The sequence below is a fragment of the Actinomadura flavalba DSM 45200 genome, assembly GCF_000374305.1.
Taxonomy (GTDB): domain Bacteria; phylum Actinomycetota; class Actinomycetes; order Streptosporangiales; family Streptosporangiaceae; genus Spirillospora; species Spirillospora flavalba.
Map to the genome: position 1 here is coordinate 579,972 of NZ_KB894093.1, position 23,737 is coordinate 603,708.

Here is a 23,737-nt window from a genome sequence, read left to right on the forward strand (position 1 = left end):
GTGCTCGGCTCTCGTGCGTAGGGTTGGTGTATGGGTGGGTTCGCTGAGGACGACGTGATCGGGCGGTTGCTCGATGCTCGGGTGTGGGTGTTCGTGGGGTTGGGTGGGGATTCGTCGCGGGAGGTGTGGCGGCAGGCTCGGTTGATGCATGAGCGCGGGAAGGTCGTCGTGCCGGTGCATCCCGAGCGGGAGAGCGTGTTCGGGCAGGTCGCCTACGCGTCGTTGGACGAGGTGCCGGGGGACGTCGACGTCGTCGGGGTCTACCGGCGGTCCGAGGCGGCCGGGGCGTTCGTGGATCAGGCCGTCGCGCGGGGGGCCAAGGGGGTCTGGCTGCCGCTCGGCGTCGTGGACGAGGACGCGGGCCGGCGGGCGCGGGACGCCGGGGTCGACGTGGTGATGGATCGGTGCCCGGCCGTGGAGTGGGCCCGGCGGCGCTAGCGGGAGTCGCGCAGGCGTTCGCCCTTGGCCTTCGCCTGGGCGTACAGGTCCTTCTGGAACAGCTCCATGCGGGCGCGCAGCGGCTCGTCCGCCGCCGCGAGGACGCGGACGGCGAGCAGCCCCGCGTTGCGGGCGGCGCCCACCGCGACCGTCGCGACGGGAACGCCCGCGGGCATCTGCACGATCGACAGCAGGCTGTCCATGCCGTCCAGGTACTTCAACGGCACCGGCACGCCGATCACGGGCAGCGGCGTCACCGACGCCAGCATGCCGGGCAGGTGCGCGGCGCCGCCCGCCCCGGCGATGATCACCCGGAGGCCGCGCGCGGCGGCGCCCGCGCCGTAGGCGATCATGTCGTGCGGCATCCGGTGCGCGGAGACGACGTCGGCCTCGTAGGGGACGCCGAACTCGTCCAGGGCCTCGGCGGCGGCCTTCATGACGGGCCAGTCCGAGTCGCTGCCCATGACCACGCCGACCTGGGGAGACGTCATCGCATGTCCTTCATGTCGGGCCCCCAGCGGAGGTAGTCGGCGGCGTGCCGGGCGCGTTCGCGGACGGCCGCAAGGTCGGAGCCGGTGGCGGTGACGTGGCCGATCTTGCGGCCGGGCCGGACGTCCTTGCCGTAGAAGTGGACCTTCACCGCCGGATCGTGCGCCATGACGTGCACGTACCGGGGGTAGATCTCCGGCGACGACCCGCCGAGCACGTTCGCCATGACGGTCCACTCGGCGGTCGGCTCGGTGGAACCGAGCGGCAGGTCCAGGACGGCCCGCAGGTGCTGCTCGAACTGCGAGGTGACGGCGCCGTCGATCGTCCAGTGCCCCGAGTTGTGCGGACGCATCGCGAGTTCGTTGACCAGCAGGCCCGACCCGGTCTCGAACAGTTCGACGGCGAGGAGTCCCGTGACGCCGAGCCTGTCGGCGATGTCGAGGGCGAGCCGCTGCGCCTCGGCGGCCAGGTCGTCGGAGAGGCCGGGCGCGGGCGCGAGCACCTCGACGCAGACGCCGCCCTCCTGGACGGTCTCGACGATCGGGTACGCGGCCCCCTGCCCGTACGGCGACCGCGCCACCAGCGCCGCCAGTTCGCGCCGAAACGGGACGAGTTCCTCGACGAGCAGCGTCAGCCCCTCGGCCTGGAGCCGCGCCGCGAGCGTCACGTCGTCGGTGACCCAGACGCCCTTGCCGTCGTAGCCGCCGCGCGTCGCCTTGAGCACGAACCGGGCGCCGTGTTCGGCGGCGAACGACTCCAGGAACGCGGCGGGGTCGTCGGTGGGGACGGCGGCGAACGCGGGGCAGGGCGCGCCGAGCGCGGAGAGCCGTTCGCGCATGGCCAGCTTGTCCTGGGCGAAGGCGAGCGCGGCGGCGCCGGGACGGCACGGCGTGCCGGACACCTCGACGGCGGCGATGTGCGCGCCGGGGACGTGCTCGTGGTCGAAGGTGACGACGTCGCAGCCCTTGGCGAATCCGGCGAGGTCGGCGGCCGACCGGTCGTCGCCGAGCGTGGCTCCGGCGACGACGAGCGCGGCGGACTCGCCGGGGTCGCGGGCGAGGACGCGCAGCGGCACGCCGAGCGCGATCGCGGCCTGCTGCGTCATGCGGGCGAGCTGCCCGCCGCCGACCATGCCGACGACCGGCATGCGCGTTCCCTCACTTGCACCGTCTGTCACGGTCAGCAAGGTTATCGGCCGCGCGGCCGGGAACGAACGGCCGCCCGGCGCCGTCTTAGTCACGAACGGCGCGGAATCGCGGATAACCCGTCACACGCCCGGGGCAGGTCTATCCTCGATGTGCCGTGGCATCACCTGGTCCGGAAGGACGGTCACCCTTCGTGAGCTTGTTCGTTTCGCTGTACCGACGCTTCGCGCACATCGTGCACGAGCTGGCGAAGTTCGGCAGCGTGGGCGCCATCGCCTTCCTGATCACCATCGGCACGGGCAACCTGCTGCACGTCGGGCTGGACCTGGGCGAGCTGACGTCCACGGGCATCGCGACGGTCGTCGCGGCGACGTTCGCCTATCTGGCCAACCGGTACTGGACGTTCCGGAACCGCGACCAGTCGGGCATGGGCCGCGAGTACGTGCTGTTCTTCGCGCTGAACGGCGTCGGCCTGCTGATCACGTGGCTGGTGCAGGGCGTCGTGAAGTTCGGGCTGGAGCTGCGCGGCCCGCTGGCCTACAACGCGTCGCTGATCGTGGGCACGGCGGCGGCGACGCTGTTCCGCTACTGGTCGTACAAGAAGTGGGTGTTCCTGCCGCTGCCGCCGCCCGAGCCAGCCGCGGTGGGCGAGATGGGCCCGGACGCGCCGCGGGCGCGCGGCGGCTTCGCCGAGGGACGGCAGGCGCCGGGCACGGCCGAGTTTTCCGCGCCGCCGTCCGGGACGGCCTCGCCGCTCACGCCGGGCCGCTGACGACGCGCGCGGCGGCGAGCCGCGCGTCGGCCGCCGGGCGGAGGAAGACGCCGAACGCGGCGGGCCGGGCGGTGAGCAGTTCGAGCCGTCCGCCGTCGGCGATGGCGAGCGACCGGGCGAGGTAGAGGCCGAGACCGGTGCCCCGGCCGCCGCTGACGCTGCGTTCGAAGATGCGGGCTTCGAGGCCGGGCGGGACGCCGCCGCCCTGGTCACCGACCTCCACGACGACCGATCCGGCGCCGATCTTGGTGGCGATCGTGACGGTTCCGGCGCCGTGCACGAGCGAGTTGTCGAGCAGCGTCGCGACGATCTGCGAGAGCCCTTCGGGGCTCGTCATGCCGACGAGGCCGGGTTCCCCGGTGATCTCGATGTCGCGGCCGGAGCGGCGGAAGATGGGCCGCCATTCCTCGATCTGCTGGGCGAGGATGCGGTCGAGGGGCGCGGCGACGGCGTCGCCGGTGCGGTCGTGCCGGGCGCGGGCGAGGAGCTGTTCGACGACGGCGACGAGCCGTTCGGCCTGGGCGATGGCGGCGGCGCCCTCCTCGCGGACGACATCGGGATAGTCGGCGGCCTCGATCATCTCCTCCAGCCGCATCGTGAGCGCGGTGAGCGGCGTGCGGAGCTGGTGGCTGGCGTCGGAGGCGAACTCGCGGCTGGCGGCGAGCAGGTCGGCGATGCGGACGGCGCTGCGGTCGAGCACCTCGGCGACGCGGTCGACCTCGGGGACGCCGTATCGGCGGCGGCGCGGCCGGGCGTTGCCGCTGCCGAGCCGGTCGGCGGTCTCGGCGAGGTCGAGCAGGGGCAGGGTGAGCCGCCGCGACTGGAGCAGGGCGAGCCCTATCGCGACGGCGACGCCGAGCGCGGTGAGGCTGCCGACGAGCAGGATCTGCCGCAGCGCCTCGGCGCGGACGTCGGCGGCGGGCTGCTCGATCCGGACGCGGACGCCCTCGCCGCCCTGCACGGCCGCCAGCACGGCGGCGCGGCGGGCGGGCCGGGGACCGGCGGTGACGACGCGGCCGTCGGGGAGGGTGATGACGATGTGGCGGCCGGGAAAGGCGCGGGCGATCTTGTCGGGGGCGGGCTCGTCACCGGCGTCGAGGTTGAGCGCGACGCCGCCGATGATCGACGCGGCCTCCCGATCCAGGGACTCGCGGGCCTCCTTGTGGATGAGCCCGTGGACGGCGAAGGCGAGGGGGACGCCGAGGAGCAGGGTCGCCACGACCGCGACGCCGAGCGTCGACAGCAGCAGTCGGCGCCTCATCGAGGGGGCTCCTTCGCGTTCGAGCCGCGCCGCCACGGCAGGCCGCCGCGCGGCGGCCGTGCTCGGGGGCGCGTACAGATGGGGAGTGCTCGTCCGTATGGCCGGGGGGTAGCCCTTTGAGGTTTTCGCGGCCGTCGCCGCGGGCGCGGTGCGCGCCCGCGGCGGGAGCCCGCGTGTCAGTCGCCGCGTTCGAACCGGAAGCCGACGCCCCGCACGGTGGTGATGTAGCGGGGGCTGCCGGCGTCGTCGCCGAGTTTGCGGCGCAGCCAGGAGATGTGCATGTCGAGCGTCTTGGTGGAACCCCACCAGTTGGTGTCCCACACCTCGCGCATGATCTGCTCGCGGGTGACGACCTTGCCCGCGTCGCGGACGAGGACGCGCAGCAGGTCGAACTCCTTGGTGGTGAGCTGGAGTTCCTGGTCGCCCATCCAGGCGCGGCGCGACTCGGCGTCGATGCGGACGCCCTGGACGATGGGCGTCTCGGTGCTGCCGCGCCGCAGCAGGGCGCGGACGCGGGCGAGCAGTTCGGCGAGCCGGAAGGGCTTGGTGACGTAGTCGTCGGCACCGGCGTCCAGCCCGACGACGGTGTCGACCTCGTCGGCGCGGGCGGTGAGGATCAGGATGGGCACACCGTGGCCCTCGGCACGGACCCTGCGTGCCACTTCCAGCCCGTCGAGTTCGGGCAGCCCGAGATCGAGGACGATGAGATCCACGCCGCCTCCGAGCGCCCGCTCCAGGGCCTGGGGCCCGTCCGGGCTGACTTCGACGGTGTACCCCTCGCGCCGCAGCGCACGGGCGAGAGGCTCGGAGATGGACGTGTCGTCCTCGGCGAGCAGTACTGAGGTCATGAACCGATCGTATGGCCATTCATGAACGTTTCCTGGCGTCCCCCGCACCTTTGACCTGCGGTTTGCCACTCGTAGTACAACCCCGAACACGCTGATAGCCGACTAAAGGGGAAACGGGCCGACAAGAGGGCGCTTCCCTCGGCGCTGCGGGGCCCCGGCCCGCCCGGCGCCATTTCCGGACACGGGCGGCCACACCCCTTACCGGGTGGACGATGGCGAGTCGCCGGAGATGGCGCGGGGAGCAGCCGGGCGATGGGCGCGATTCGGTCCGTCCGGAGGGATGCGGCGTACTGCCCGTTTCCTGACACGTGATCACCGAGCGCCCGGGACATACTTTGGGGCGATATGACCCTTCATGTCAGCAGCGGGTGAGCACCGCGACGGACTCCGGCGGCAAGGTAAGGGAAGTCTGTCCTTCTGGAGAGAACGTGATGCCCTCGTCGGACGACAGCAGCAGCGCCGCCGCCCGCACGGGAACCGTCGCCGGGGCGCCGCCGAGGTTGGCGGCGACGACCGTCGCGGCGCGCTCCAGGACGAGCCACCCGTCCCCGGCCTCCACCCGCGCCTCGGTGAGCCGCCCGTCGGTCAGGTCGGGCCGCGCGCCGCGCAGCGCGATCAGCGTGCGGTGCCAGTCCAGCAGGGCGTCGTGCTCGGGCCGGGACGCCTCGTCCCAGTCCAGGACGGAGCTGCGGAACGTCTCGGGGTCCTGCGGGTCGGGGACCTCGTCGGCCCAGCCGTAGCGGGCGAACTCGCGGCGGCGCCCCTCGCTCACGGCGCGCGCCAGCTCGGGTTCCCGATGGTCGGTGAAGTAGCGCCAGGGCGTGCGGGCGCCCCACTCCTCGCCCATGAACAGCATCGGCGTGTACGGGCCGAGCAGCAGCAGCGCCGCGCCGACCCGGAGCAGTCCGGGGCTCAGCGTCGCGGTGATCCGGTCGCCGGACGCTCGGTTGCCGATCTGGTCGTGGTTCTGGAGGAACGTGACGAAACGGCTCGCCGGGACGCGCGTGACGTCCACCGGGCGGCCGTGGTGGCGGCCCCGGTACGTCGAGTACGCACCGTCGTGCACGAACACGCGCGTCAGGGCGTGCGCGAGCGTGTCCGTGGCGCCGAAGTCGACGTAGTAGCCCTGCCGCTCACCGGTGAGGGCGGCGTGCAGCGCGTGGTGGACGTCGTCGTCCCACTGGGCGTCCAGGCCGAGGCCGCCCGCCTCGCGCGGGGTGACCATGCGTGCGTCGTTCAGGTCGGACTCGGCGATCAGCGTCAGCGTGCGGCCCAGGTGCGCCGACAGGTTCGCGACGGCGACGCCCAGCTCCTCCAGGACGTGCACGGCGCGGTCGTCGGCAATGGCGTGCACGGCGTCCAGCCGCAGGCCGTCCAGGTGGTAGTCGCGCAGCCACATGAGCGCGTTGCCGACGACGAACGCGCGGACCTCGTCCGAGCCGGGCGCGTCGAAGTTCACCGCCGGTCCCCACGGCGTGGTGTGGGTGTCGGTGAAGTACGGGCCGTACTGCCCGAGGTAGTTCCCGCTGGGGCCGAGGTGGTTGTAGACGACGTCGAGGACGACGGCGACGCCGTGCGCGTGCGCGGCGTCCACGAACCGCTTGAGGCCGTCGGGGCCGCCGTAGGGCTCGTGCGGCGCCCACAGGTGGACGCCGTCGTAGCCCCAGCCGTGCTTCCCGGGGAACGCCGCGACGGGCATGATCTCGACGGTGGTGACGCCGAGGTCGACCAGGTGCGGCAGCCGGTCGGCGGCGGCGTCGAAGGTGCCCTGCGGCGTGAACGTGCCGACGTGCAGCTCGTACAGCACGCTTCCGGCGAGCGGGCGGCCGTGCCAGCCGCCGTCCGACCACGCGAACCGCGCGTGCTCGTAGACGCGGCTCGGCGCGTGCACCCCGGCGGGCTGCCACGGCGACCGGGGGTCGGGCCGCACGTCGCCGCCGTCCACGGCGAATCCGTAGTCGGTGCCGTGCCCGGCGCCGGGCACGTCCGCCGACCACCAGCCGCCCTCGCCCGGCGCGAGCGGATACCGGTCCAGCGCGGCGCCGAGCGCGACCTCGACCCGCTCCGCGTCCGGCGCCCACACCGCGAACTCCGTCATGCGCCCTCCTCGGCGGGGACGAGCAGCGCGACCGGCAGCTCAGCGAGCAGCGCCGACAGCTCGGCGGACTCGACCACGCGGCCGGTGAGGACGTCCCGGCGGCGGCCCGGCGGCAGCACCAGCGCCGTGTCGCGCCAGCCGCCGGACCCGGCCAGCCCGGCCGGGAGACGGGTGGCGACCGTGATCGCCGGGCCGCGCGCGAAGGCGACCGCGTGCCCGGCCGCCGGGCCGGTGGCGCCGACCGGCGTGTAGCCGCCCTCGGCGCCGTACCACTCGGGATGCTCGCGGCGCAGGCGCAGGGCGCGCGAGGTGACGAGGAGCTTCTCGTCGTCCAGGTCGCCCGGCGGGGCGCCGCCGTCCAGGGCGGCCAGCCGGGTGCGGCGCAGGTCGTAGTCGACGCGGCGGCGGTTGTCCGGATCGACGAGGGACCGGCCGACCAGCTCGCAGCCCTGGTAGACGTCCGGCACGCCCGGCATCGTGAGCTGGACGAGCTTCTGCCCGAGCGTCACCGCCCGCGCGTGCGGGTCGAGCGCGGCGACGAACGCGCCGACGTCGGCGGTGAGGCCGTCGTCGGCCAGCACGCGGTGCGCGTGCCGGAGCACGGCCTCCTCGTAACCGGCGTCCGGCTCGATCCAGTTCGTCCGGGTCTTGGCCTCGCGCATCGCCTTCGTCAGAAACCCGGTGAGGCGGTCGCCGGTGAGCGGCCACGCCGCGACGAGCGTCTGCCAGAACAGGTACGCCAGGTCGGGTTCCAGCGGGGAGTCCCCCGGCCCGAACCACGCCTGCCAGCGCGCCGCCGCGTCCGCCCAGGCGCCGGGCAGCTCGGCCAGGACGGCGAGCCGGGCGCGGGCGTCCTCCTGGCGCTTGGTGTCGTGCGTGGACAGCGTCGTCATCGTGGCGGGCCGTTCGGCGGCCGACCGCACGCAGTACGCGTGGAAGTCGTCCGGCTCGACGCCGAACCGCTCGGGGTCGCCGCCGACCTCGTTCAGCGCGGCGAGCCGGTTCCACCGGTAGAACGCGGTGTCCTCGACGCCCTTGGCGGCCAGCGGCGCCGTCGTCTGCTGGAACCGGACGACGAACTCCGGCGGCGCCGCGTCCAGCCCGAGCGCCAGCCGCACCAGCCCGGCGAGGGCGTCGTGCCGGTCGGCGGGCAGCGCGGCGCGGGCCCGGTCGGCGGCCTGCGCGAGCACCGCCGCGGCCTGCGGCGGCGCCTCCTCCCCCGGCACGACGTACGCCCGGTAGACGCGCACCGCGACGAGCAGTTCCAGCAGCACCGGCGCCCACGCCGCCCGGCGCTCCGGCTCGGGCGTGAGCGACCGCAGCAGCCGCTCGACCTCCGGGCGCAGGCTGCCGGACGCGGCGTCGCGGCGCGCGGCGTCCTCGACCGGGCCGAAATCGGCTGGGCCGCCGGTGAACGCCGCGTACGCCTCGGTGAGCGGCCCCTCCCCGGCGGGGTCGACGAACAGGCCGCCCGCCATGCCGAGCGCGTCGTAGCCGGTGGTGCCCGCGCAGCGCCAGTCGGCGGGCACCTGCTCCTCGCCCGTGGTGATCTTCTCGACGAGCGTCCAGGCGCCGCCGGACGCGTCGCTCAGCCACTCCAGGTAGCCGCGCGGGTCGGTGAGCCCGTCGGGGTGGTCGATGCGCAGCCCGTGCACCAGGCCCTCGGCGACGAGGTCGAGGACGAGCCGGTGCGTGCGCTCGAAGACGTCCCGGTCTTCCTGGCGCAGCGCGATCAGCCCGGAGATGTCGAAGAACCGCCGGTAGTTCGGTTCGCCCTCGCCCGGCAGCACGATCTTTCCGCCGCCGCGCTCCCAGTCGACGTCGAACCAGGACGCGTACTCCGAGCGGGGACCGTCCGCGACGACCGAATCGAGCGGGCGGTTCAGCGCCACCGGCGACGGCACCGCCATGTGGTTCGGCACGAGATCGACCAGGACGCGCAGCCCGTGCCGCGCGAACACGTCGGCCATCGCCCGGAACCCGTCCATGCCGCCCAGTTCGGGCGCGATGTGGTCGTGGTCGATCACGTCGTAGCCGTGCGTGGACCCCGGCGCCGCCCGCAGGATCGGTGACAGGTACACGTGCGAGACGCCGAGATCGGACAGGTACGGCGCGAGCCGGGCCGCCTCCGCGAACCCGAAGTCGCCCTCGTCGGTGCCGTTGAGCTGGAGCCGGTACGTTCCGGCGGGGAAGGGTGCGTCAGACACGGCGCAGCACCTGCACCGACCGGGCCTCGCACGGCACCGTCGCGCTCGCCTTGACCGCCGGGGACTCCTCCTCGGCCAGCAGCGGATCGGCGGTGTCCAGGACCTTCCGCCACATTCCGCCGAAGCGGTCGGACGGCAGCTCGAAGTCCAGGTCGCCGTCGTGCGCGTTGAACAGCAGCAGGAACGAGGCGTCGCGGAGCCGGCGGCCGCGCGGGTCGGGCTCACCGATCGCGTCGCCGTTCAGGAACACCATGACCGACTTGCTGAACCCGGCGTTCCAGTCGGCCTCGACCATCTCGTCGCCGCCCGGCGTCAGCCACACCAGGTCGGGCATGTCGTCCGGCCGCAGCCGCGCGCCCTTGAAGAACCGGCGGCGGCGGAAGACCGGATGGTCCTTGCGGAGCCGGGCCAGCTTGCGGGTGAACTCCAGCAGCGGGAACTCGTGCGCCGCCGCCTCCCAGTCGATCCAGGAGATCTCGTCGTCCTGGCAGTAGCCGTTGTTGTTGCCGCCCTGCGTGCGGCCCAGCTCGTCGCCGTGCGACAGCATCGGCACGCCCTGCGACAGGAACAGCGTGGTGAGGAAGTTGCGCTTCTGCCGCTCGCGCAGCGCCAGGATGTCGAGATCGTCCGTCTCGCCCTCGGTGCCGCAGTTCCACGAGCGGTTGTCGTCGCTGCCGTCGCGGTTGTCCTCGCCGTTGGCCTCGTTGTGCTTGCCGTTGTACGAGACGAGGTCGGTGAGGGTGAAGCCGTCGTGGCAGGTCGGGAAGTTGATCGACGCCAGCGGGCGGCGTCCGTCGTCGGCGTACAGGTCGGCCGAACCGGTCAGCCGGGACGCGAACGTCGGCAGCAGGCCCGGCTCGCCGCGCCAGTAGTCGCGGACGGTGTCGCGGTACTTGCCGTTCCACTCCGTCCACAGCGGCGGGAAGTTGCCCACCTGGTAGCCGCCCTCACCGATGTCCCACGGTTCGGCGATGAGCTTGGCGCGGGAGATCACCGGGTCCTGCTGGACGAGGTCGAAGAACGCCGACAGCCGGTCGACGGCGTGCAGCTCGCGGGCCAGCGTCGAGGCCAGGTCGAAGCGGAACCCGTCCACGTGCATCTCGGTGACCCAGTAGCGCAGCGAGTCCATGATGAGCTGGAGCACGTGCGGGGACCGCATGAGCAGGCTGTTGCCGGTGCCCGTGGTGTCCATGTAGTAGCGCGGGTCGTCGTCGACGAGCCGGTAGTACTGGGCGTTGTCGATGCCCCGGAAGGACAGCGTCGGCCCGAGGTGGTTGCCCTCGGCGGTGTGGTTGTAGACGACGTCCAGGATGACCTCGATGCCCGCCTCGTGCAGGCTCTTGACCATCGCCTTGAACTCCAGCACCTGCTCGCCGCGCCCGCCGCCGGACGCGTAGCCGTTGTGCGGCGCGAAGAACCCGATCGTGTTGTAGCCCCAGTAGTTGCGCAGGCCCCGCTGGACGAGCACGTCGTCGTGGACGAACTGGTGCACCGGCATCAGCTCGACGGCGGTGACGCCCAGCCCCTTCAGGTGGTCGATGACGACCGGATGCCCGAACCCCGCGTACGTGCCGCGCAGCGACGCCGGGATCTCGGGGTGCCGGGCCGTCATGCCCTTCACGTGCGCCTCGTAGATCACCGTGTCGGCGTACGGGGTGCGCGGCGGACGGTCGTCGCCCCAGTCGAAGTAGGGGCTGACGACGACCGACCGCATCGTGTGCGGGGCCGAGTCGTCGTCGTTGCGGGACTCCGGATCGCCGAAGTGGTAGCCGAAGCACGCCGGATCCCAGTCCATCTCGCCCTCGACCGCCCGCGCGTACGGGTCGAGCAGGAGCTTGGCCGGGTTGCAGCGGTGGCCGCGCGCCGGGTCGTAGGGGCCGTGGACCCGGAACCCGTAGCGCTGCCCCGGCATGACGCTCGGGATGTAGCCGTGCCACACGAACGCGTCGCGTTCGGTCAGGTCGATGTGGTCCTCACCGCCGGAGTCGTCGAAGAGGCAGAGCTCCACACGCTCGGCCGCCTCGGCGTAGAGGGCGAAGTTCGTTCCGGCACCGTCGAAGTGCGCGCCCAGCGGATAGGCGTCTCCCGGCCATACCTGCACCACAGTACGGACCTCCCGTCGTCGCCGGGAGTGCTTCCCCGTGGCGGGACGCTCACACCGAACCGGGGCCACTGGCCAGAACGCGGCCGCGTCAGCTATGTTAGGGGAGCCTTACCTTATTGAGGCGTGCCTAACCCGGCGTCCCGCCCCCACGAGAGGTCCCCGCCCCATGTACGTCTGCGTCTGCCACGGTGTCACCGAGGACGACGTGCGCACCTGCATGACGCACGGCGGCGCCGTCTCGGCCCGGGACGTCAAGGCCGCGTGCGGGCTGAAGCCGGGCTGCGGCTCGTGCACCCGGCGGCTGTACGGGCTGATCAGCGAGGTGCGCACGGCGAGCGAGCTGGTCGACGCGATCGCCGGTCCGGCGATCCTGCCGTCGGCCGTGCCCGACGCGGCTCCGGCCGTCCCCGCTCCGGCCCCGCTGGCGATGCCGGCTCCGGCGCGGATGCCCGTCTCACGCTGGCTGACGCCGTCGCCCGCCGAGAGGGGGTCCGTCTCGGCCGCCTGACACCCGAACCTCGCGGAGACCCGCGGCGCACCCCGGAGTGGGGAACGACACGCGCCAGGCGGGACTTTGTGCTGTCCAAAACCGGCCGGGCATGCGAGCATGGGCCGATATGGAAGGCGACACCGACATCATCGCGCTGCTCAACGAGCAGCTCACCGCGGAACTGACCGCGATCAACCAGTACTTCCTGCACTCCAAGATGCAGGAGAACTGGGGCTACGCCCGGCTGGCGAAGTACACCCGGGACGAGTCCTTCGACGAGATGAAGCACGCGGAGCGGCTCACCAACCGCATCCTGTTCCTCGACGGGCTGCCGAACTACCAGAAGATCGGCACCCTGCGGATCGGGCAGACGGTCGTCGAGCAGCTCAAGGCCGACCTGGCCATCGAACTGGAGGCGGTCGCCCGGCTGCGGCCCGGCATCGACCTGATGCGCTCGCGCGGCGACATCACGTCCGCGAACCTCTTCGAGTACATCCTGGCCGACGAGGAGAACCACATCGACTTCCTGGAGACCGAACTCTCCCTGGTCGAGGCCCTCGGCGAGCAGAACTACCTCCTGCGCCTCACCGCGTCTCCCGGCGAGGACCCTCCGAGCGCCAACTGACGCCCGTCCGCCGCACCGGCCCGGCCCCGCGCACGCGGCCGCCGGGCCGGCTCGCCACAGCCGTCACGGCGGCGGCGAGCACGGTGACGCCCGCCACGCCCAGCAAGGCCGGCGTCCCGGCGGCGTCCACGACGCGTCCGCCCGCCAGCGCGCCGATCGCGATGGCGACGTTGAAGACCAGCACGAACAGCGCCGAACCGGCCTCCGGCGCCTGCGGCACGGCCCGGACGAGCCACGTCTGCATCGTCACCGACACGCCTCCGTAGGCCAGCCCCCAGAGCACGAGCGCCCAGCCGCCCGCCCACGGGACGAGCGCCAGCGCCCCGGCCAGCACGACGCCGAGCACCGCCGCCGTCCGCACCGGATCGCGGCCCGCCGCGAGTCCCGCCGCGAACGTCCCGGCGACGCCCGCGACGCCGAACGCCAGCAGGACGACACCGACCATCTCCGCGTCCACGCGCCCGGCCAGCACGGGACGGACGTAGGTGTAGGCGGCGAAGTGGCCGAGGACCAGCAGAGCCGTCACCACGAGCCCCGCCCGGACGCCCGGCAGCCGCAGCACCTCCCGGACCGGGCCGCCCGGCTCCCGGCGCGGCGGCAGCGCCGGCAGCAGCAGCGCCAGCGCGGCGAGGACGGCCGCCGACAGCAGGGCCAGCGCGCCGAACGCCCACCGCCACCCCGCCAGCTCGCCCGCCAGCGTCGCCGCCGGGACGCCGAGCACGGACGCGACCGCGATACCGCTGAAGATCGTCGAGGTGGCGGCGGGGACGGCCGGGGCGGGCACCAGCCGTCCCGCCAGCCCGCCCGCCAGCGCCCAGACGCCGCCGATCGCGACGCCGACCAGCGTCCGTGCGACCAGCAGGACGGCGAACGACGGCGCGCACGCCGTCACCAGGTTCGCGACCGGCAGCAGGGCGGCGAGCGCGAGCAGGACCGTCCGGCGGTCACGCGCGGCGGTGCGTGACGCCACCAGCGGCGCGGCGACCGCCGCGACGAGGCCCGGGACCGTCATCGTCAGCCCGGCGGCGCCCTCCGACACCTCGAACTCTCCGGCCACGCCGCTCAGCAGCCCCACGGGCGCCATCTCGGTCGTGACCACGGTGAACGTCGCGGCGGCCACCGCGAGGACGGCGGGCAGCCCCGCGCCGAATGTCGTCTTTGGCATGGCCCAAGCCTCCGGGCGCGACGGTGCCCGGAACAACGCCGAAGTCCGCATGCTTGCATTAGCGGGACTCATCGACGGGAGGCGGCGTGGACATGCGGGAACTGGAGTGCTTCCTGGTGCTCAGCGAGGAACTGCACTTCGGCCGCGCCGCCGAGCGGCTCTACCTCTCGCAGGGACGCGTCAGCCAGCTCCTGCGCGCGCTGGAGACGCGCATCGGAGGACGGCTGCTGGAACGCACCAGCCGCCGGGTGGCGCTGACCCCGCTCGGCGAACGCTTTCTCGCGGAGCTGCGTCCCGCCTACGCGGCTCTGTCGGCGGCCGTGGCCGGGGCCCGCAGCGACGCGCGCGGCGTCACCGGCGTGCTGCGCATCGGCTTCGCCGGGACGCTCGACGAGGAGCTGATGCGCGTCGTCGCGTCCTTCGGCGAGGCCCATCCGGACTGCCGGACGCACATCGTCGAGCTGCCGCTGTCCGACCCGTTCGGCGCGGTCCGTGGCGGGGACGTGGACGGCGCGATCGTCCTCACGCCCGTCCGGGAACCCGACCTGGTGAGCGGGCCCGTCTTCTCGCGGCACCCGCCGGTGCTGGTGCTGGCGGCCGGTCATCCCCTGGCCGCGCGCTGCTCGCTGGACGCCGGCGACCTGGCCGGGGTGCCCCTCGTCGGCGTCACCGAACCGGCGCCCCGCTACTGGCGCGAGGCGCAGGCGCCCACCGCGACCTCCGCCGGACGCCCCATCCCCCGGGGCCCGCTTTCCGCCACGCTCCAGGAGGCCCTGACCTCCGCCGCCCTCGGCCACGGCGGGCTGCTGCTGTGCGCCGCGACCGCCCGGCACCACCGCCGCGACGACCTCGCGGCCGTACCCGTGACTGGAATGCCCGACTCCGCTCTCACCCTCGTCTGGCACCCGGACGCCGTCACCGCCCGGCTACGCGCCTTCGCGGCCGTCCTGGGGGCTCACTCCGGTGCCGTGGCGGCGCGGCGCAGGACGTAGGGCTGGATGATGCCGAGGCCGCGTACCGGGCGACGGACGATGCTCGTGGTGCGGAACGCCGGGTCGTCGTCGAGGTGCTCGGCGAGGTGTTCGTCGACGACGACGGCGCCCGGGCGGGCGAGCGACGTCAGGCGGGCGGCGAGGTTGACGGTGTTGCCGAACACGTCGCCCATGAGGGCCAGGACGGGGCCGTAGGCGACGCCGACCCGGACGTCGGGAATCTCCGTCTCGTCCTTGATCTCGGCGGCGATCGTCAGCGCGATCTCCGCGCCCACGCGGGGCGTCGCGGCGCTGAACAGCACCTCGTCGCCGAGCGTCTTGACCAGGCGCCCGCCGCAGCCCGCGATGATGTCGGCGGCCGTCTCCTCGAACCACTCGACGACGCGGGCGAGTTCCATCTCGTCGACCTCGCGGCTCATCTGCGTGAACGACACCATGTCGGCGAAGCCGACGACGATGTCGGGGCGCAGCGGCCCCCCTTCGCCCGTGCCGGCCGTCGCGGCGGCCATGCCGCGCGTGCCCGCCGCCGCGAGCTGACGGCGCCAGGCGTGCACGACCAGGGGCTCGAAGTCACCGATGTACTTCTCCGCGATCGTGAGGATGCGGTCGACGGACTCGGCCGTCGGCAGGTCCTCGGGGTCGGCGGCCATCACGGTGACGAGCAGGTTGACCTGCCACTCGGCCAGCCGCGCCATCGTCTGGCCGAAGGCGCGGACGAGACGGATCGCGCTGTTCTCGTCCAGCACGCCGTCGTCGATGAGGCTGCGGATGCGGCTGAGGGCGGCGACGTCGCCCGCGGTGTAGGCGACGGTGTCGTCCGGCATCGTCGGGTAGCCGAAGGCGCGCCAGACCCGGCCGGCGAACTCGCGGCCGACACCGGACAGGCGGACGGCGTCCACCCGGGTGTAGCGCAGCTCACCGCCGAGAAGCAACTCCTCGACCTGCCGGGGGTCCGGCAACTCCGGTGACATCTCCCTGCCCCCTCCGCCCGGTGCGTGCGCGGACATATCGTGACAGATCACATCCCGGTGCGGCGGACATGCACCACATCGCCCGCACTCAGCGCCTCGTCCCCGGTGGCCGTCGCGACGACGAGACGACCCGACGCGTCCACGTCGCGGGCCGTGCCCGTCAACGTGCCGCCGCCGGGCATCTCCACCCGTACCGGGCGGCCGAGGGTGTCGCAGAGGCCCTTGTAGGTCGTGCGGAGCCCGGACCGCTCGGGGTCGCCGTCCAGGGCCGTCCACGCGTGGTACCAGGTGGCGAACTCGCGCAGGATCGCGCGCAGCAGCGGCGCCCGGTCGGTCAGCGGGGCGCCCTCGACGGCCAGCGACGTCGCCGTCGGCACCGGCAGCTCGTCCGCGCGCAGGCCCACGTTCAGCCCGACGCCGACGACCAGCGCGTCCTCGACCTTCTCGACCAGGATGCCGGCGAGCTTGCGGTCACCGGCGAGCAGGTCGTTGGGCCACTTGAGGCGCGCGTCCACGGCCGCGTCGCCGCCCGCGCCCTCGAAGAACCGCTCGCCCTGCTGGCCGAACGCGGTCACGCGCCGGACGGCCGTCGCGACCGCGACCCCCGTGAGCAGCGGCGCCCACCCGAGCCGCGCCACCGGCACGCGCGGACGCACCAGCACCGAGAACATCAGCCCCGACCGCGCGGGCGCCGCCCAGCTCCGTCCGAGCCGTCCCCGCCCGGCCGTCTGCTCCTCGGTGACGAGCACCGCCCCCTCGGGCGCCCCCGCCCGCGCTGCCTCGGCGAGATCGGCGTTGGTCGACCCGGTCTCCCGGACGACGCGCACGTCGGTCCACAGCCCTTCCCCGTCCACCAGCACCCGCCTCAGCCCCCGCTCACTCAACGGCGGCCGCTCCAGATCCCCATACGCCGACTCACTCACCCCTCCATCCAACCCCACCCGAGCCCCGCCGCGCCCCCGCCCCACTTCCCCGACATTTCCTCCGCCTCGAACGGGAATTATGCCCACAATGCTCCGAACACCAGTTCGGACGCCAGTCAAATCCCTAGCCGACGGCCCCGACTCCGACGCCTTCCTCGACGCCGCGTGCCAGGCCACCGGCGTCCTGTACGACCAGAACAAGGATCTCGGCAAGCGGTACTATGACCACGTGGTAGCGGTCGTGGGCACGCTCTTCCGCGAAAGGCTGGCAAACCTGATGAACGACACGCCTTACTACAGCGCCGTCCTCCGCAACGCCCAGGCCGAGGGCCAGGCCATGGGCAAGGTCCAGTACCTTCTCCAGGTGCTCGAGACCCGCAACGTCAAGTTGTCCGACTCTCTGCGGCAGATGGTGCTGGACACCACCGACCCGGAGCAGCTCGACACGTGGTTCGCGCGGGCGCTCACCGCCCACACGGCCGAAGACGTCTTCGCGCCCCGTCACTGAACCGCGCCTGAGACGCCTCTCCGAGTCTCCGGTCATCGTCAGGGTGGCCGGAGGCTCGGAGGGGCGTCGTGCTTAGAGTGCTCGCATGAACGGTGTGGTGTTGCGGCGCGAGGGGCATGTCGCGGAGGTCGTGTTCGATCGGCCCGAGGCGATGAACGCGTTGTCGTCGGGGATGGCACGGCGGCTGGCGGAGGTGTGCGGAGAGGTCGCGGCGGACGCCTCCGTGCGGGCGGTCGTGGTGTCGGCCGCCGGGGAGCGGGCGTTCTGCGTTGGCGCCGATCTCAAGGAACGCAACGCCATGAGCGATGCGGAGATCTTCGCGCAGCGGCCCCTGTTCCGGGCGGCGTTCGGGGGCGTGCTCGACCTGCCGCAGCCGACCGTCGCGGCCGTGCACGGGTTCGCGCTCGGGGGCGGGTGCGAGTTCGCGCTGTCGTGCGATCTCGTCGTGGCCGACGAGTCGGCCGTGTTCGGGCTGCCGGAGGTGACCGTCGGGCTGGTGCCGGGCGGGGGCGGGACGCAGCTCGCGCTACGGCGGCTCGGCGCCGGACGGGCCGCCGACCTGGTCCTGACGGGACGCCGCGTCCCCGCCGACGAGGCGGCGCGGATCGGGCTCGTCGACCGGCTCGTCGCCACCGGGTCCGCGCGGGACGAGGCGATGGACGTCGCCCGCACGATCGCCCGCAACTCGCCCGCGGCCGTCCGCGCCGCCAAGCGGGCCCTGCGCCACGGGCACGGGCTCGACCTGGCCGCCGCCCTCGACGTCGAGGACGCCGCCTGGCGCACCGCCGCGTTCTCCCCCGACCGGCGCGAGGGCATCGCCGCGTTCGCCGAGAAGCGCGACCCGGACTGGCCGTCCTGACGCGCTTCCCGGCGGGACGGGGTCAGCCGGTGTTCTGGAGGCCCGCCGCGACGCCGTTGACGGACAGCAGCAGCAGGTCGTCCAGGTGGCCGCGCTCGGTCTCGTCCTCGACGCCGGCGCGCAGCGCGGTCAGCGCGCGGAGTTGCAGGTGCGACAGCGCGTCCACGTACGGGTTGCGGAGTTCGACGGCGCGCGACAGCACCTTGCGGTTCTCCAGCAGCCGGTCGTGCCCGGTGACGGCCAGGACGAGCCGCAGCGTCCGGTCGTACTCGGCCAGCACGGTCTCGGTGAGTTCGGGACGGCCGCCCAGCTCCAGGTACCGCGCGGCGATCGACCGGTCGGACTTGGCCAGGCTCATCTCCGCGTTGTCCAGCAGCGTCTGGAACAGCGGCCACGACGCGTAGGCGTCCTGGAGTTCGGTGAGGGCCGCGCCGTCGGACGACACGGCGGCCAGGCCGCTGCCGAGGCCGTACCAGCCGGGCAGGTTCACGCGGGTCTGCGTCCAGGCGAACACCCACGGGATGGCCCGCAGGTCCTCCAGGCCGCGCGCCGCCTTGCGGCGGGCCGGGCGGGAGCCGATGCGCAGGTCGGCGATCTCGCCGAGCGGGCTGACCTGCGCGAACCACGCGGCGAAGCCGTCGGCCTCGATGAGCGACCGGAACGACGACCGGGCCGCCTCGGAGATCTTGTCGGCGAGCGGGCGGAACCGCGCGGCGGCGGCGCGGGCGCGGTCCTGGACGGCGTCCGTGGACGCCATGAGCACGGCGTTCGTCACCTGCTCGACGTGCCGTCGCGCGATCTCCGGGTGCCCGTAGCGGGCGAAGATGACCTCGCCCTGCTCGGTCACCTTGAACCGTCCGGCGACCGATCCGGGGGCCTGCGCGAGGATCGCCCGGTTCGCCGGGCCGCCGCCGCGTCCCAGCGACCCGCCCCGGCCGTGGAACAGCGTGAGGACGATGTCGTGGGCGGCGGCGAACTCGGCCAGCGCCTCCTGCGTGTCGTACAGGCGCAGGGTGGCGCTGGTGGGGCCGAGCTGCTTGGCCGAGTCGGAGTAGCCGAGCATGACCTCCAGCCGGCGGCCGGTCGCGTCCAGCCGCCGCCGCACTGCGGGCAGCTCCAGCATCCCGGCCAGGACGGACGGGGCGCGCTCCAGGTCCTCGCCGGTCTCGAACAGCGGGATGACGTCCAGGACGGGCGCGTTCTCACCGAGCGAGGCGGCCAGTTCGTGCACGTTCGCGATGTCCTGCGCGGACCGGGTGAACGACACGACGTAGCGGGAGCAGGCCGCCACCCCGAACCGCCGCTGAATCCACGCCACGACCCGCAGCGTCTCCAGGATCTCGTCGGTCATCTCGTCGCGCTCACCGCCCGCGCGGACCTGCTCGACGGCCTTCTCGTGCAGCTCGGAGTGCTGCCGGATCTCCAGCTCCGCGAGGTGGAACCCGAACGTCTCGACCTGCCAGACGAGGTGCTGGACGCGTCCCCAAGCCTGCCGGGCGGCCCCGGCGGCGGCGAGGGAGTCCTGGACGGTGCGCAGGTCGGTGAGCAGTTCGTCCGGCGACGCGTAGGCCAGGTCGGCGTTGCGTTCGCGGGTCGCGGCGATGCGCTCGGCGGCGTGCATGAGCAGCCGCCGGTGCGGCTCGCCCGGCGAGCGCCGGTCGATGGCGGCCATCCGCTCGGGGTGGGCGGTACGGGCGGCGGCGAGCGCGTTGAGCAGGGCGTCCGACGGCGGCGTGGTCGTCTCGTGGACGGTCAGCTCGCGGCCGATCCGCGCGCAGGTGTTCTCCAGGGCGCGCAGCACGTGCTCGGCCTGGATGCCGACGGCGTCGCGGGTGGTCTGCGCGGTGACGAACGGGTTGCCGTCGCGGTCGCCGCCGATCCAGCTCCCGAACCGCAGGTAGGCGCGGACGTGCGGCGGGACGGCGCCGGTGCCCTCGGGGTCGATCGCGGCGTCGAGCGCCCGGTAGATGCGCGGGACGACGCGGAAGATCGTCTCGTCGAACGCGGCCATGGCGGTGCGGACCTCGTCGAGCGGGTCCATCTGGGTCGTGCGGCGCAGCGCGGTGCGCCACAGCAGGTCGATCTCCTCGCGGAGCCGCCGTTCGGTGTCGGCGCGCTCGGCGACGCCGGGGCCGCGGTCGAGGACGGTGAGCAGGTCGCTGATGCGCTGGATGGCGGTGACGACGGCGCGGCGCCGCGCCTCGGTGGGGTGCGCGGTGAACACGGGCCGCACCTCCAGCCCGTCCAGGACCTCGGCGAGCCGGTCGCCGGTGGACGCGCGGATCTCCTCGACGGCGGCGGCGACCGACGACGGCACGACCTCGCCGGTGTCGCGTTCGCGCAGCGTCCGGATGCGGTGGTGCTCCTCGGCCAGGTTCGTCAGGTGGAAGTAGACGGTGAACGCCCGCGCGACGAGCCCGGCACGTTCCAGCGACCACCCGTCCACCAGCGCGGTGACCTCCTCGCCGGGGATCTCCCCGCGCCGCGCCGCGATGACGGCGTGCCGCAGCCGCTCGACGTCGTCCAGCAACCCCTGCCCGCCGTACTCGACCAGCCCGTCCCCGAGCAGCCCTCCGAGCAGCCGGACGTCCCGCCGCAGCGGATCGGGCAGGTCGTGCCGGAGCAGATCACGCGTCTTGGTAGCCACCCCCCAAGCGTATTGACTCCACTCCCCCGGCAATAGCACGGGGATCACACCGCCGCGTCGCTGAATCGGCGTGACCCCGCGGGTCACGCGGGGATCGGCCGGTGGCTACGCTGGCCCGCATGGCGATGGAAGCTCCTGAACCCCTGGCGGACGGCGAGATCGACATTCACACGACCGCGGGCAAGATCGCGGACCTGGAGCGGCGGCGGTACGAGGCCGTGCACGCGGGGTCGGCGGCGGCGGTCGAGAAGCAGCACGCCAAGGGGAAGATGACGGCGCGCGAGCGGGTCGACGCGCTGCTGGACGAGGGTTCGTTCACCGAGTTCGACGAGTTCGCGCGGCACCGGTCGACGATGTTCGGGCTGGAGAAGAAGCGGCCCTACAGCGACGGCGTCGTCATCGGGCACGGCACGGTGGACGGGCGCCCGGTGTGCGTGTTCTCGCAGGACGTGATGGCGTTCGGCGGGTCGCTCGGCGAGGTGTACGGCGAGAAGATCGTCAAGATGCTCGACCTGGCGCTGAAGACCGGCTGCCCGATCGTCGGCATCAACGAGGGCGGCGGCGCGCGCATCCAGGAGGGCGTGGTCGCGCTCGGGCTGTACGCGGAGATCTTCAAGCGGAACGTGCACGCGTCCGGCGTCATCCCGCAGATCTCGCTGATCATGGGCGCGGCGGCGGGCGGGCACGTGTACTCCCCGGCACTGACCGACTTCGTCGTCATGGTCGACCAGACGTCGCACATGTTCATCACCGGCCCGGACGTCATCAAGACGGTCACCGGCGAGTCGGTCACGATGGAGGAGCTGGGCGGCGCGAACGCGCACAACACCCGGTCCGGCGTGGCGCACTACCAGGGCTCCGACGAGCAGGACGCCATCGACTACGTCAAGTCGCTGCTGTCGTACCTGCCGTCCAACAACCTGTCGGACCCGCCCGCGTTCGACGCCCCCGCCGACCCGGCCGACCTGGTGCCCGAGCTGGACACCCTCATCCCCGACTCGCCGAACCAGCCCTACGACATGCACCGGGTCATCGAGGCGGTCGTGGACGAGGGCGACTTCCTGGAGGTCCAGGAGCTGTTCGCGCCGAACATCGTCGTCGGGTTCGGGCGCGTGGAGGGCCGTCCGGTCGGCATCGTGGCGAACCAGCCGATGCAGTTCGCGGGGACGCTCGACATCCACGCGTCCGAGAAGGCCGCCCGGTTCATCCGCACCTGCGACGCGTTCAACGTGCCGGTGCTGACGTTCGTCGACGTTCCGGGCTTCCTGCCTGGAACGGACCAGGAGTGGAACGGCATCATCCGGCGCGGCGCCAAGCTGCTGTACGCGTACGCGGAGGCGACGGTGCCGCTCGTCACCGTGATCACGCGGAAGGCGTACGGCGGCGCGTACGACGTCATGGGCTCCAAGCACCTCGGCGCCGACGTGAACCTGGCCTGGCCGACGGCGCAGATCGCGGTCATGGGCGCGCAGGGCGCGGTGAACATCCTGTACCGCCGCGAGCTGGCCGCCTCCGACGACCCCGACACCCGCCGCGCCGAGCTGATCACCGAGTACGAGGACACGCTGGCGAACCCGTACATCGCGGCCGAGCGCGGCTACGTCGACGCGGTCATCAAGCCGTCGGAGACGCGCGGGCAGGTCGTCAAGGCACTGCGGGCACTGCGGGAGAAGCGCGCGACGCTGCCGCCGAAGAAGCATGGCAACATCCCGCTGTGACGGCACGAGGAGGGACGGCCGTGGCCGGAGAAGCGTTCCTGCGGATCGTCAAGGGCGACCCGACGCCCGAGGAGGTCGCTGCGCTCGTCGCGGTGCTGACCGCCCGGGCGCGGGCGGCCGCCGCCGCGCGCGCCGACGACGCGCCACGCCCGGTGTCGCGGTGGAGCGACCGGTCCCGGCTGGTGCGCGGGGCCGCGCCGCGTCCGTCCGGGCCGGGGGCCTGGCGGGCGTCCGCGCAGCCCCGCTGACACGCCGCGCACGGGGGTGCGCGGCGGGGTGGAGACCGGCGTTGTTTCCGCTGACGGCGAAGGTGTGGGGCGCGTCCGGCGGGAGATGCTGTCTGCGTAGGCAACCCGCGGTTCGCGCCCTGACAGGGCCTGGCACGAATAAGGTGAAAGGCCATGGCCACTTCGGAGTTCGTCCCACAGCCCGCGCGGTTCGCGATTTTCGTCGACGCGGGGTACCTCTACGCGGCCTCCGGCGCGCTGCTGCTCGGTTGCGGATCGCGGCGGGAGTACCGCGTCGCGGCCGAGAAGCTGATCAAGGCCCTCACCGACCACGCCGACGAGCAGTTGCTCGGTGAGCTGCTGCGGCTGTACTGGTTCGACGCGGCGCCCAAGCGGCAGCCGACCGTCGACCAGCGCGTCATCGCGAACCTGTCGCTGGTGAAGCTGCGGCTCGGCAACCTCAACGCGCAGGGGCAGCAGAAGGGCGTGGACGCGCAGTTGCGCGCCGACCTGGAGGCGCTGGCCCGGCACCGCGCGATCACCGACGCGGTGCTGCTCGCGGGCGACGAGGACATGCTGCCCGCCGTGGAGGCCGCGCAGCGGTACGGCGTCCGGGTGCACCTGTGGGGCGTGGAGCCGACGCACGGGTCGAACCAGGCCGAGTGGCTGGTGTGGGAGTCCGACACGGTCGAGGTGCTGAACGCCGAGTTCCTGCGGCCGTACTTCACGAAGACGAAGGTGCTGACGGTGCCGCCCGCCGCGCCGCCCGTCCAGGACGCGCCGGCCACGCGTCCCGGGCCCGGCGGCGTGCCGTCGCCCGCCGAGGTGTTCGCGGGGCGCGTGCCGTCGGTGCGGGCGGTGCCCGCCGCCGCGAACTCGGTGCGGACGCCGACGCCCGCGACGGTGGCGACGGCGGTCAACGCGGCGGCGTCCGCGTCCGCCGAAGGGCGGCTCGGGCCCAACCACGACCACATGCTGGAGATCGGTGAGCACGTCGCGCAGAAGTGGATCTTCGAGCGCGGCAGCGACAACATCCGCGACCTGCTGCCGGGGCCGATCCTGCCGCCCGTCATCGACAAGGAACTGCTGATCGAGGCGGAGAAGGAACTGGGCTCGTCCCTGCGGCCGTACCAGGAGGCGCGGACGTGGCTCCGCGACGGCTTCTGGGAACGCGTCTACCGCGAGTTCGGCATCGGCTACGGCAAAGCCTGAGAGTTATCCACAGGCTCGGAAGTAGGGCGGCGCGTCAC

General features: G+C 73.2%; 21 protein-coding genes. 10 read left to right on the forward strand and 11 right to left on the reverse strand.

Features of this window, described 5'->3' with window-relative positions; genetic code table 11:
- Nucleotides 1-30 precede the first annotated feature (30 nt).
- Entirely contained in the window at nucleotides 31-438 is a 408-nt protein-coding gene (locus C229_RS0102585; protein WP_018653514.1) for a CoA-binding protein, read from the forward strand.
- Here C229_RS0102585 and purE read toward each other — a convergent pair.
- Both purE and C229_RS0102595 read right to left on the reverse strand, forming a co-directional pair.
- Entirely contained in the window at nucleotides 435-929 is a 495-nt protein-coding gene (purE, locus tag C229_RS0102590) for a 5-(carboxyamino)imidazole ribonucleotide mutase (protein WP_018653515.1), read from the reverse strand. The genes C229_RS0102585 and purE overlap by 4 nt on opposite strands.
- Nucleotides 926-2,104 (reverse strand): 5-(carboxyamino)imidazole ribonucleotide synthase, encoded by a 1,179-nt coding sequence (locus C229_RS0102595; RefSeq protein WP_276203296.1) that lies wholly within the window; start codon nucleotides 2,102-2,104, stop codon nucleotides 926-928. Before C229_RS0102595 ends, purE begins: the two co-directional genes overlap by 4 nt.
- A gap of 161 nt (nucleotides 2,105-2,265) precedes the next feature.
- Here C229_RS0102595 and C229_RS29155 point away from each other — a divergent pair, with 161 nt between their 5' ends.
- Complete coding sequence (locus C229_RS29155) at nucleotides 2,266-2,844, forward strand: GtrA family protein (protein WP_155884557.1); 579 nt, start codon at nucleotides 2,266-2,268, stop codon at nucleotides 2,842-2,844.
- Here C229_RS29155 and C229_RS0102605 read toward each other — a convergent pair.
- From C229_RS0102605 to glgX, 5 genes are all read right to left on the reverse strand, one after another.
- Nucleotides 2,828-4,105: an ATP-binding protein gene (locus C229_RS0102605; protein ID WP_018653518.1), complete on the reverse strand. Its 1,278-nt coding sequence runs from the start codon at nucleotides 4,103-4,105 to the stop codon at nucleotides 2,828-2,830. The two genes, C229_RS29155 and C229_RS0102605, sit on opposite strands and share 17 nt — an antisense overlap.
- A gap of 176 nt (nucleotides 4,106-4,281) precedes the next feature.
- Entirely contained in the window at nucleotides 4,282-4,953 is a 672-nt protein-coding gene (locus C229_RS0102610) for a response regulator transcription factor (protein ID WP_019629095.1), read from the reverse strand.
- Between the two features lie 358 nt (nucleotides 4,954-5,311).
- Nucleotides 5,312-7,051: a malto-oligosyltrehalose trehalohydrolase gene (treZ, locus tag C229_RS0102615; protein ID WP_018653521.1), complete on the reverse strand. Its 1,740-nt coding sequence runs from the start codon at nucleotides 7,049-7,051 to the stop codon at nucleotides 5,312-5,314.
- On the reverse strand, nucleotides 7,048-9,258 hold the full coding sequence (gene treY, locus C229_RS29160) for a malto-oligosyltrehalose synthase (RefSeq protein ID WP_018653522.1): 2,211 nt from the start codon (nucleotides 9,256-9,258) through the stop codon (nucleotides 7,048-7,050). Before treY ends, treZ begins: the two co-directional genes overlap by 4 nt.
- A complete protein-coding gene (gene glgX, locus C229_RS0102625) occupies nucleotides 9,251-11,362 on the reverse strand; it encodes a glycogen debranching protein GlgX (protein WP_018653523.1) in 2,112 nt (703 codons plus the stop codon). The genes treY and glgX overlap by 8 nt, the downstream gene beginning before the upstream one ends.
- A 166-nt stretch (nucleotides 11,363-11,528) precedes the next feature.
- Between glgX and C229_RS33325 the strand changes: the two genes are divergently transcribed.
- A complete protein-coding gene (locus C229_RS33325; RefSeq protein ID WP_018653524.1) occupies nucleotides 11,529-11,870 on the forward strand; it encodes a (2Fe-2S)-binding protein in 342 nt (113 codons plus the stop codon).
- Nucleotides 11,871-11,979: 109 nt separating this feature from the next.
- On the forward strand, nucleotides 11,980-12,477 hold the full coding sequence (gene bfr / locus C229_RS0102635) for a bacterioferritin (RefSeq protein ID WP_018653525.1): 498 nt from the start codon (nucleotides 11,980-11,982) through the stop codon (nucleotides 12,475-12,477).
- Here the strand turns inward: bfr and C229_RS0102640 are convergent.
- Nucleotides 12,437-13,642: an MFS transporter gene (locus tag C229_RS0102640; protein WP_018653526.1), complete on the reverse strand. Its 1,206-nt coding sequence runs from the start codon at nucleotides 13,640-13,642 to the stop codon at nucleotides 12,437-12,439. The genes bfr and C229_RS0102640 overlap by 41 nt on opposite strands.
- A 92-nt stretch (nucleotides 13,643-13,734) precedes the next feature.
- On the opposite strand from C229_RS0102640, the gene C229_RS29170 reads away from it, so the two are divergent.
- A complete protein-coding gene (locus C229_RS29170; protein ID WP_033424037.1) occupies nucleotides 13,735-14,634 on the forward strand; it encodes a LysR family transcriptional regulator in 900 nt (299 codons plus the stop codon).
- On the opposite strand, the gene C229_RS0102650 is transcribed toward C229_RS29170, so the two are convergent.
- On the reverse strand, nucleotides 14,598-15,605 hold the full coding sequence (locus C229_RS0102650) for an adenylate/guanylate cyclase domain-containing protein (protein ID WP_033423897.1): 1,008 nt from the start codon (nucleotides 15,603-15,605) through the stop codon (nucleotides 14,598-14,600). The two genes, C229_RS29170 and C229_RS0102650, sit on opposite strands and share 37 nt — an antisense overlap.
- 47 nt (nucleotides 15,606-15,652) lie before the next feature.
- Entirely contained in the window at nucleotides 15,653-16,528 is an 876-nt protein-coding gene (locus C229_RS0102655; RefSeq protein WP_026313390.1) for a biotin--[acetyl-CoA-carboxylase] ligase, read from the reverse strand.
- 88 nt (nucleotides 16,529-16,616) lie between these two features.
- On the opposite strand from C229_RS0102655, the gene C229_RS35195 reads away from it, so the two are divergent.
- Nucleotides 16,617-17,036 (forward strand): hypothetical protein, encoded by a 420-nt coding sequence (locus C229_RS35195; protein ID WP_018653530.1) that lies wholly within the window; start codon nucleotides 16,617-16,619, stop codon nucleotides 17,034-17,036.
- A gap of 85 nt (nucleotides 17,037-17,121) precedes the next feature.
- On the forward strand, nucleotides 17,122-17,895 hold the full coding sequence (locus C229_RS0102665; protein WP_026313391.1) for an enoyl-CoA hydratase/isomerase family protein: 774 nt from the start codon (nucleotides 17,122-17,124) through the stop codon (nucleotides 17,893-17,895).
- 22 nt (nucleotides 17,896-17,917) lie between these two features.
- Here C229_RS0102665 and C229_RS0102670 read toward each other — a convergent pair whose 3' ends face one another.
- Entirely contained in the window at nucleotides 17,918-20,542 is a 2,625-nt protein-coding gene (locus C229_RS0102670) for a phosphoenolpyruvate carboxylase (RefSeq protein WP_018653532.1), read from the reverse strand.
- A gap of 119 nt (nucleotides 20,543-20,661) precedes the next feature.
- Between C229_RS0102670 and C229_RS0102675 the strand changes: the two genes are divergently transcribed.
- The 3 genes from C229_RS0102675 to C229_RS0102685 all read left to right on the forward strand — a co-directional run bounded on the left by C229_RS0102675 (nucleotide 20,662) and on the right by C229_RS0102685 (nucleotide 23,699).
- Entirely contained in the window at nucleotides 20,662-22,260 is a 1,599-nt protein-coding gene (locus C229_RS0102675; RefSeq protein WP_018653533.1) for an acyl-CoA carboxylase subunit beta, read from the forward strand.
- Between the two features lie 20 nt (nucleotides 22,261-22,280).
- Nucleotides 22,281-22,508, forward strand: coding sequence for an acyl-CoA carboxylase subunit epsilon (locus C229_RS0102680; protein WP_018653534.1), 228 nt, complete (start codon nucleotides 22,281-22,283; stop codon nucleotides 22,506-22,508).
- Nucleotides 22,509-22,661: 153 nt separating this feature from the next.
- Nucleotides 22,662-23,699 carry an NYN domain-containing protein gene (locus tag C229_RS0102685; protein ID WP_018653535.1) on the forward strand — a complete coding sequence of 346 codons (1,038 nt, stop codon included), beginning with the start codon at nucleotides 22,662-22,664 and terminating at the stop codon, nucleotides 23,697-23,699.
- Nucleotides 23,700-23,737: the final 38 nt, after the last annotated feature.

Excerpts from the sequence above, each read along its gene's own strand:
- C229_RS0102585 (WP_018653514.1), top strand. The coding sequence starts at position 31 with ATGGGTGGGTTCGCTGAGGACGACGTGATCGGGCGGTTGCTCGATGCT.
- purE (WP_018653515.1), bottom strand. The coding sequence starts at position 929 with ATGACGTCTCCCCAGGTCGGCGTGGTCATGGGCAGCGACTCGGACTGG.
- C229_RS0102605 (WP_018653518.1), bottom strand. The coding sequence starts at position 4,105 with ATGAGGCGCCGACTGCTGCTGTCGACGCTCGGCGTCGCGGTCGTGGCG.
- C229_RS0102610 (WP_019629095.1), bottom strand. The coding sequence starts at position 4,953 with ATGACCTCAGTACTGCTCGCCGAGGACGACACGTCCATCTCCGAGCCT.
- treZ (WP_018653521.1), bottom strand. The coding sequence starts at position 7,051 with ATGACGGAGTTCGCGGTGTGGGCGCCGGACGCGGAGCGGGTCGAGGTC.
- C229_RS33325 (WP_018653524.1), top strand. The coding sequence starts at position 11,529 with ATGTACGTCTGCGTCTGCCACGGTGTCACCGAGGACGACGTGCGCACC.
- bfr (WP_018653525.1), top strand. The coding sequence starts at position 11,980 with ATGGAAGGCGACACCGACATCATCGCGCTGCTCAACGAGCAGCTCACC.
- C229_RS0102640 (WP_018653526.1), bottom strand. The coding sequence starts at position 13,642 with ATGCCAAAGACGACATTCGGCGCGGGGCTGCCCGCCGTCCTCGCGGTG.
- C229_RS29170 (WP_033424037.1), top strand. The coding sequence starts at position 13,735 with ATGCGGGAACTGGAGTGCTTCCTGGTGCTCAGCGAGGAACTGCACTTC.
- C229_RS0102650 (WP_033423897.1), bottom strand. The coding sequence starts at position 15,605 with ATGTCACCGGAGTTGCCGGACCCCCGGCAGGTCGAGGAGTTGCTTCTC.
- C229_RS35195 (WP_018653530.1), top strand. The coding sequence starts at position 16,617 with ATGCTCCGAACACCAGTTCGGACGCCAGTCAAATCCCTAGCCGACGGC.
- C229_RS0102665 (WP_026313391.1), top strand. The coding sequence starts at position 17,122 with ATGAACGGTGTGGTGTTGCGGCGCGAGGGGCATGTCGCGGAGGTCGTG.
- C229_RS0102675 (WP_018653533.1), top strand. The coding sequence starts at position 20,662 with ATGGCGATGGAAGCTCCTGAACCCCTGGCGGACGGCGAGATCGACATT.
- C229_RS0102685 (WP_018653535.1), top strand. The coding sequence starts at position 22,662 with ATGGCCACTTCGGAGTTCGTCCCACAGCCCGCGCGGTTCGCGATTTTC.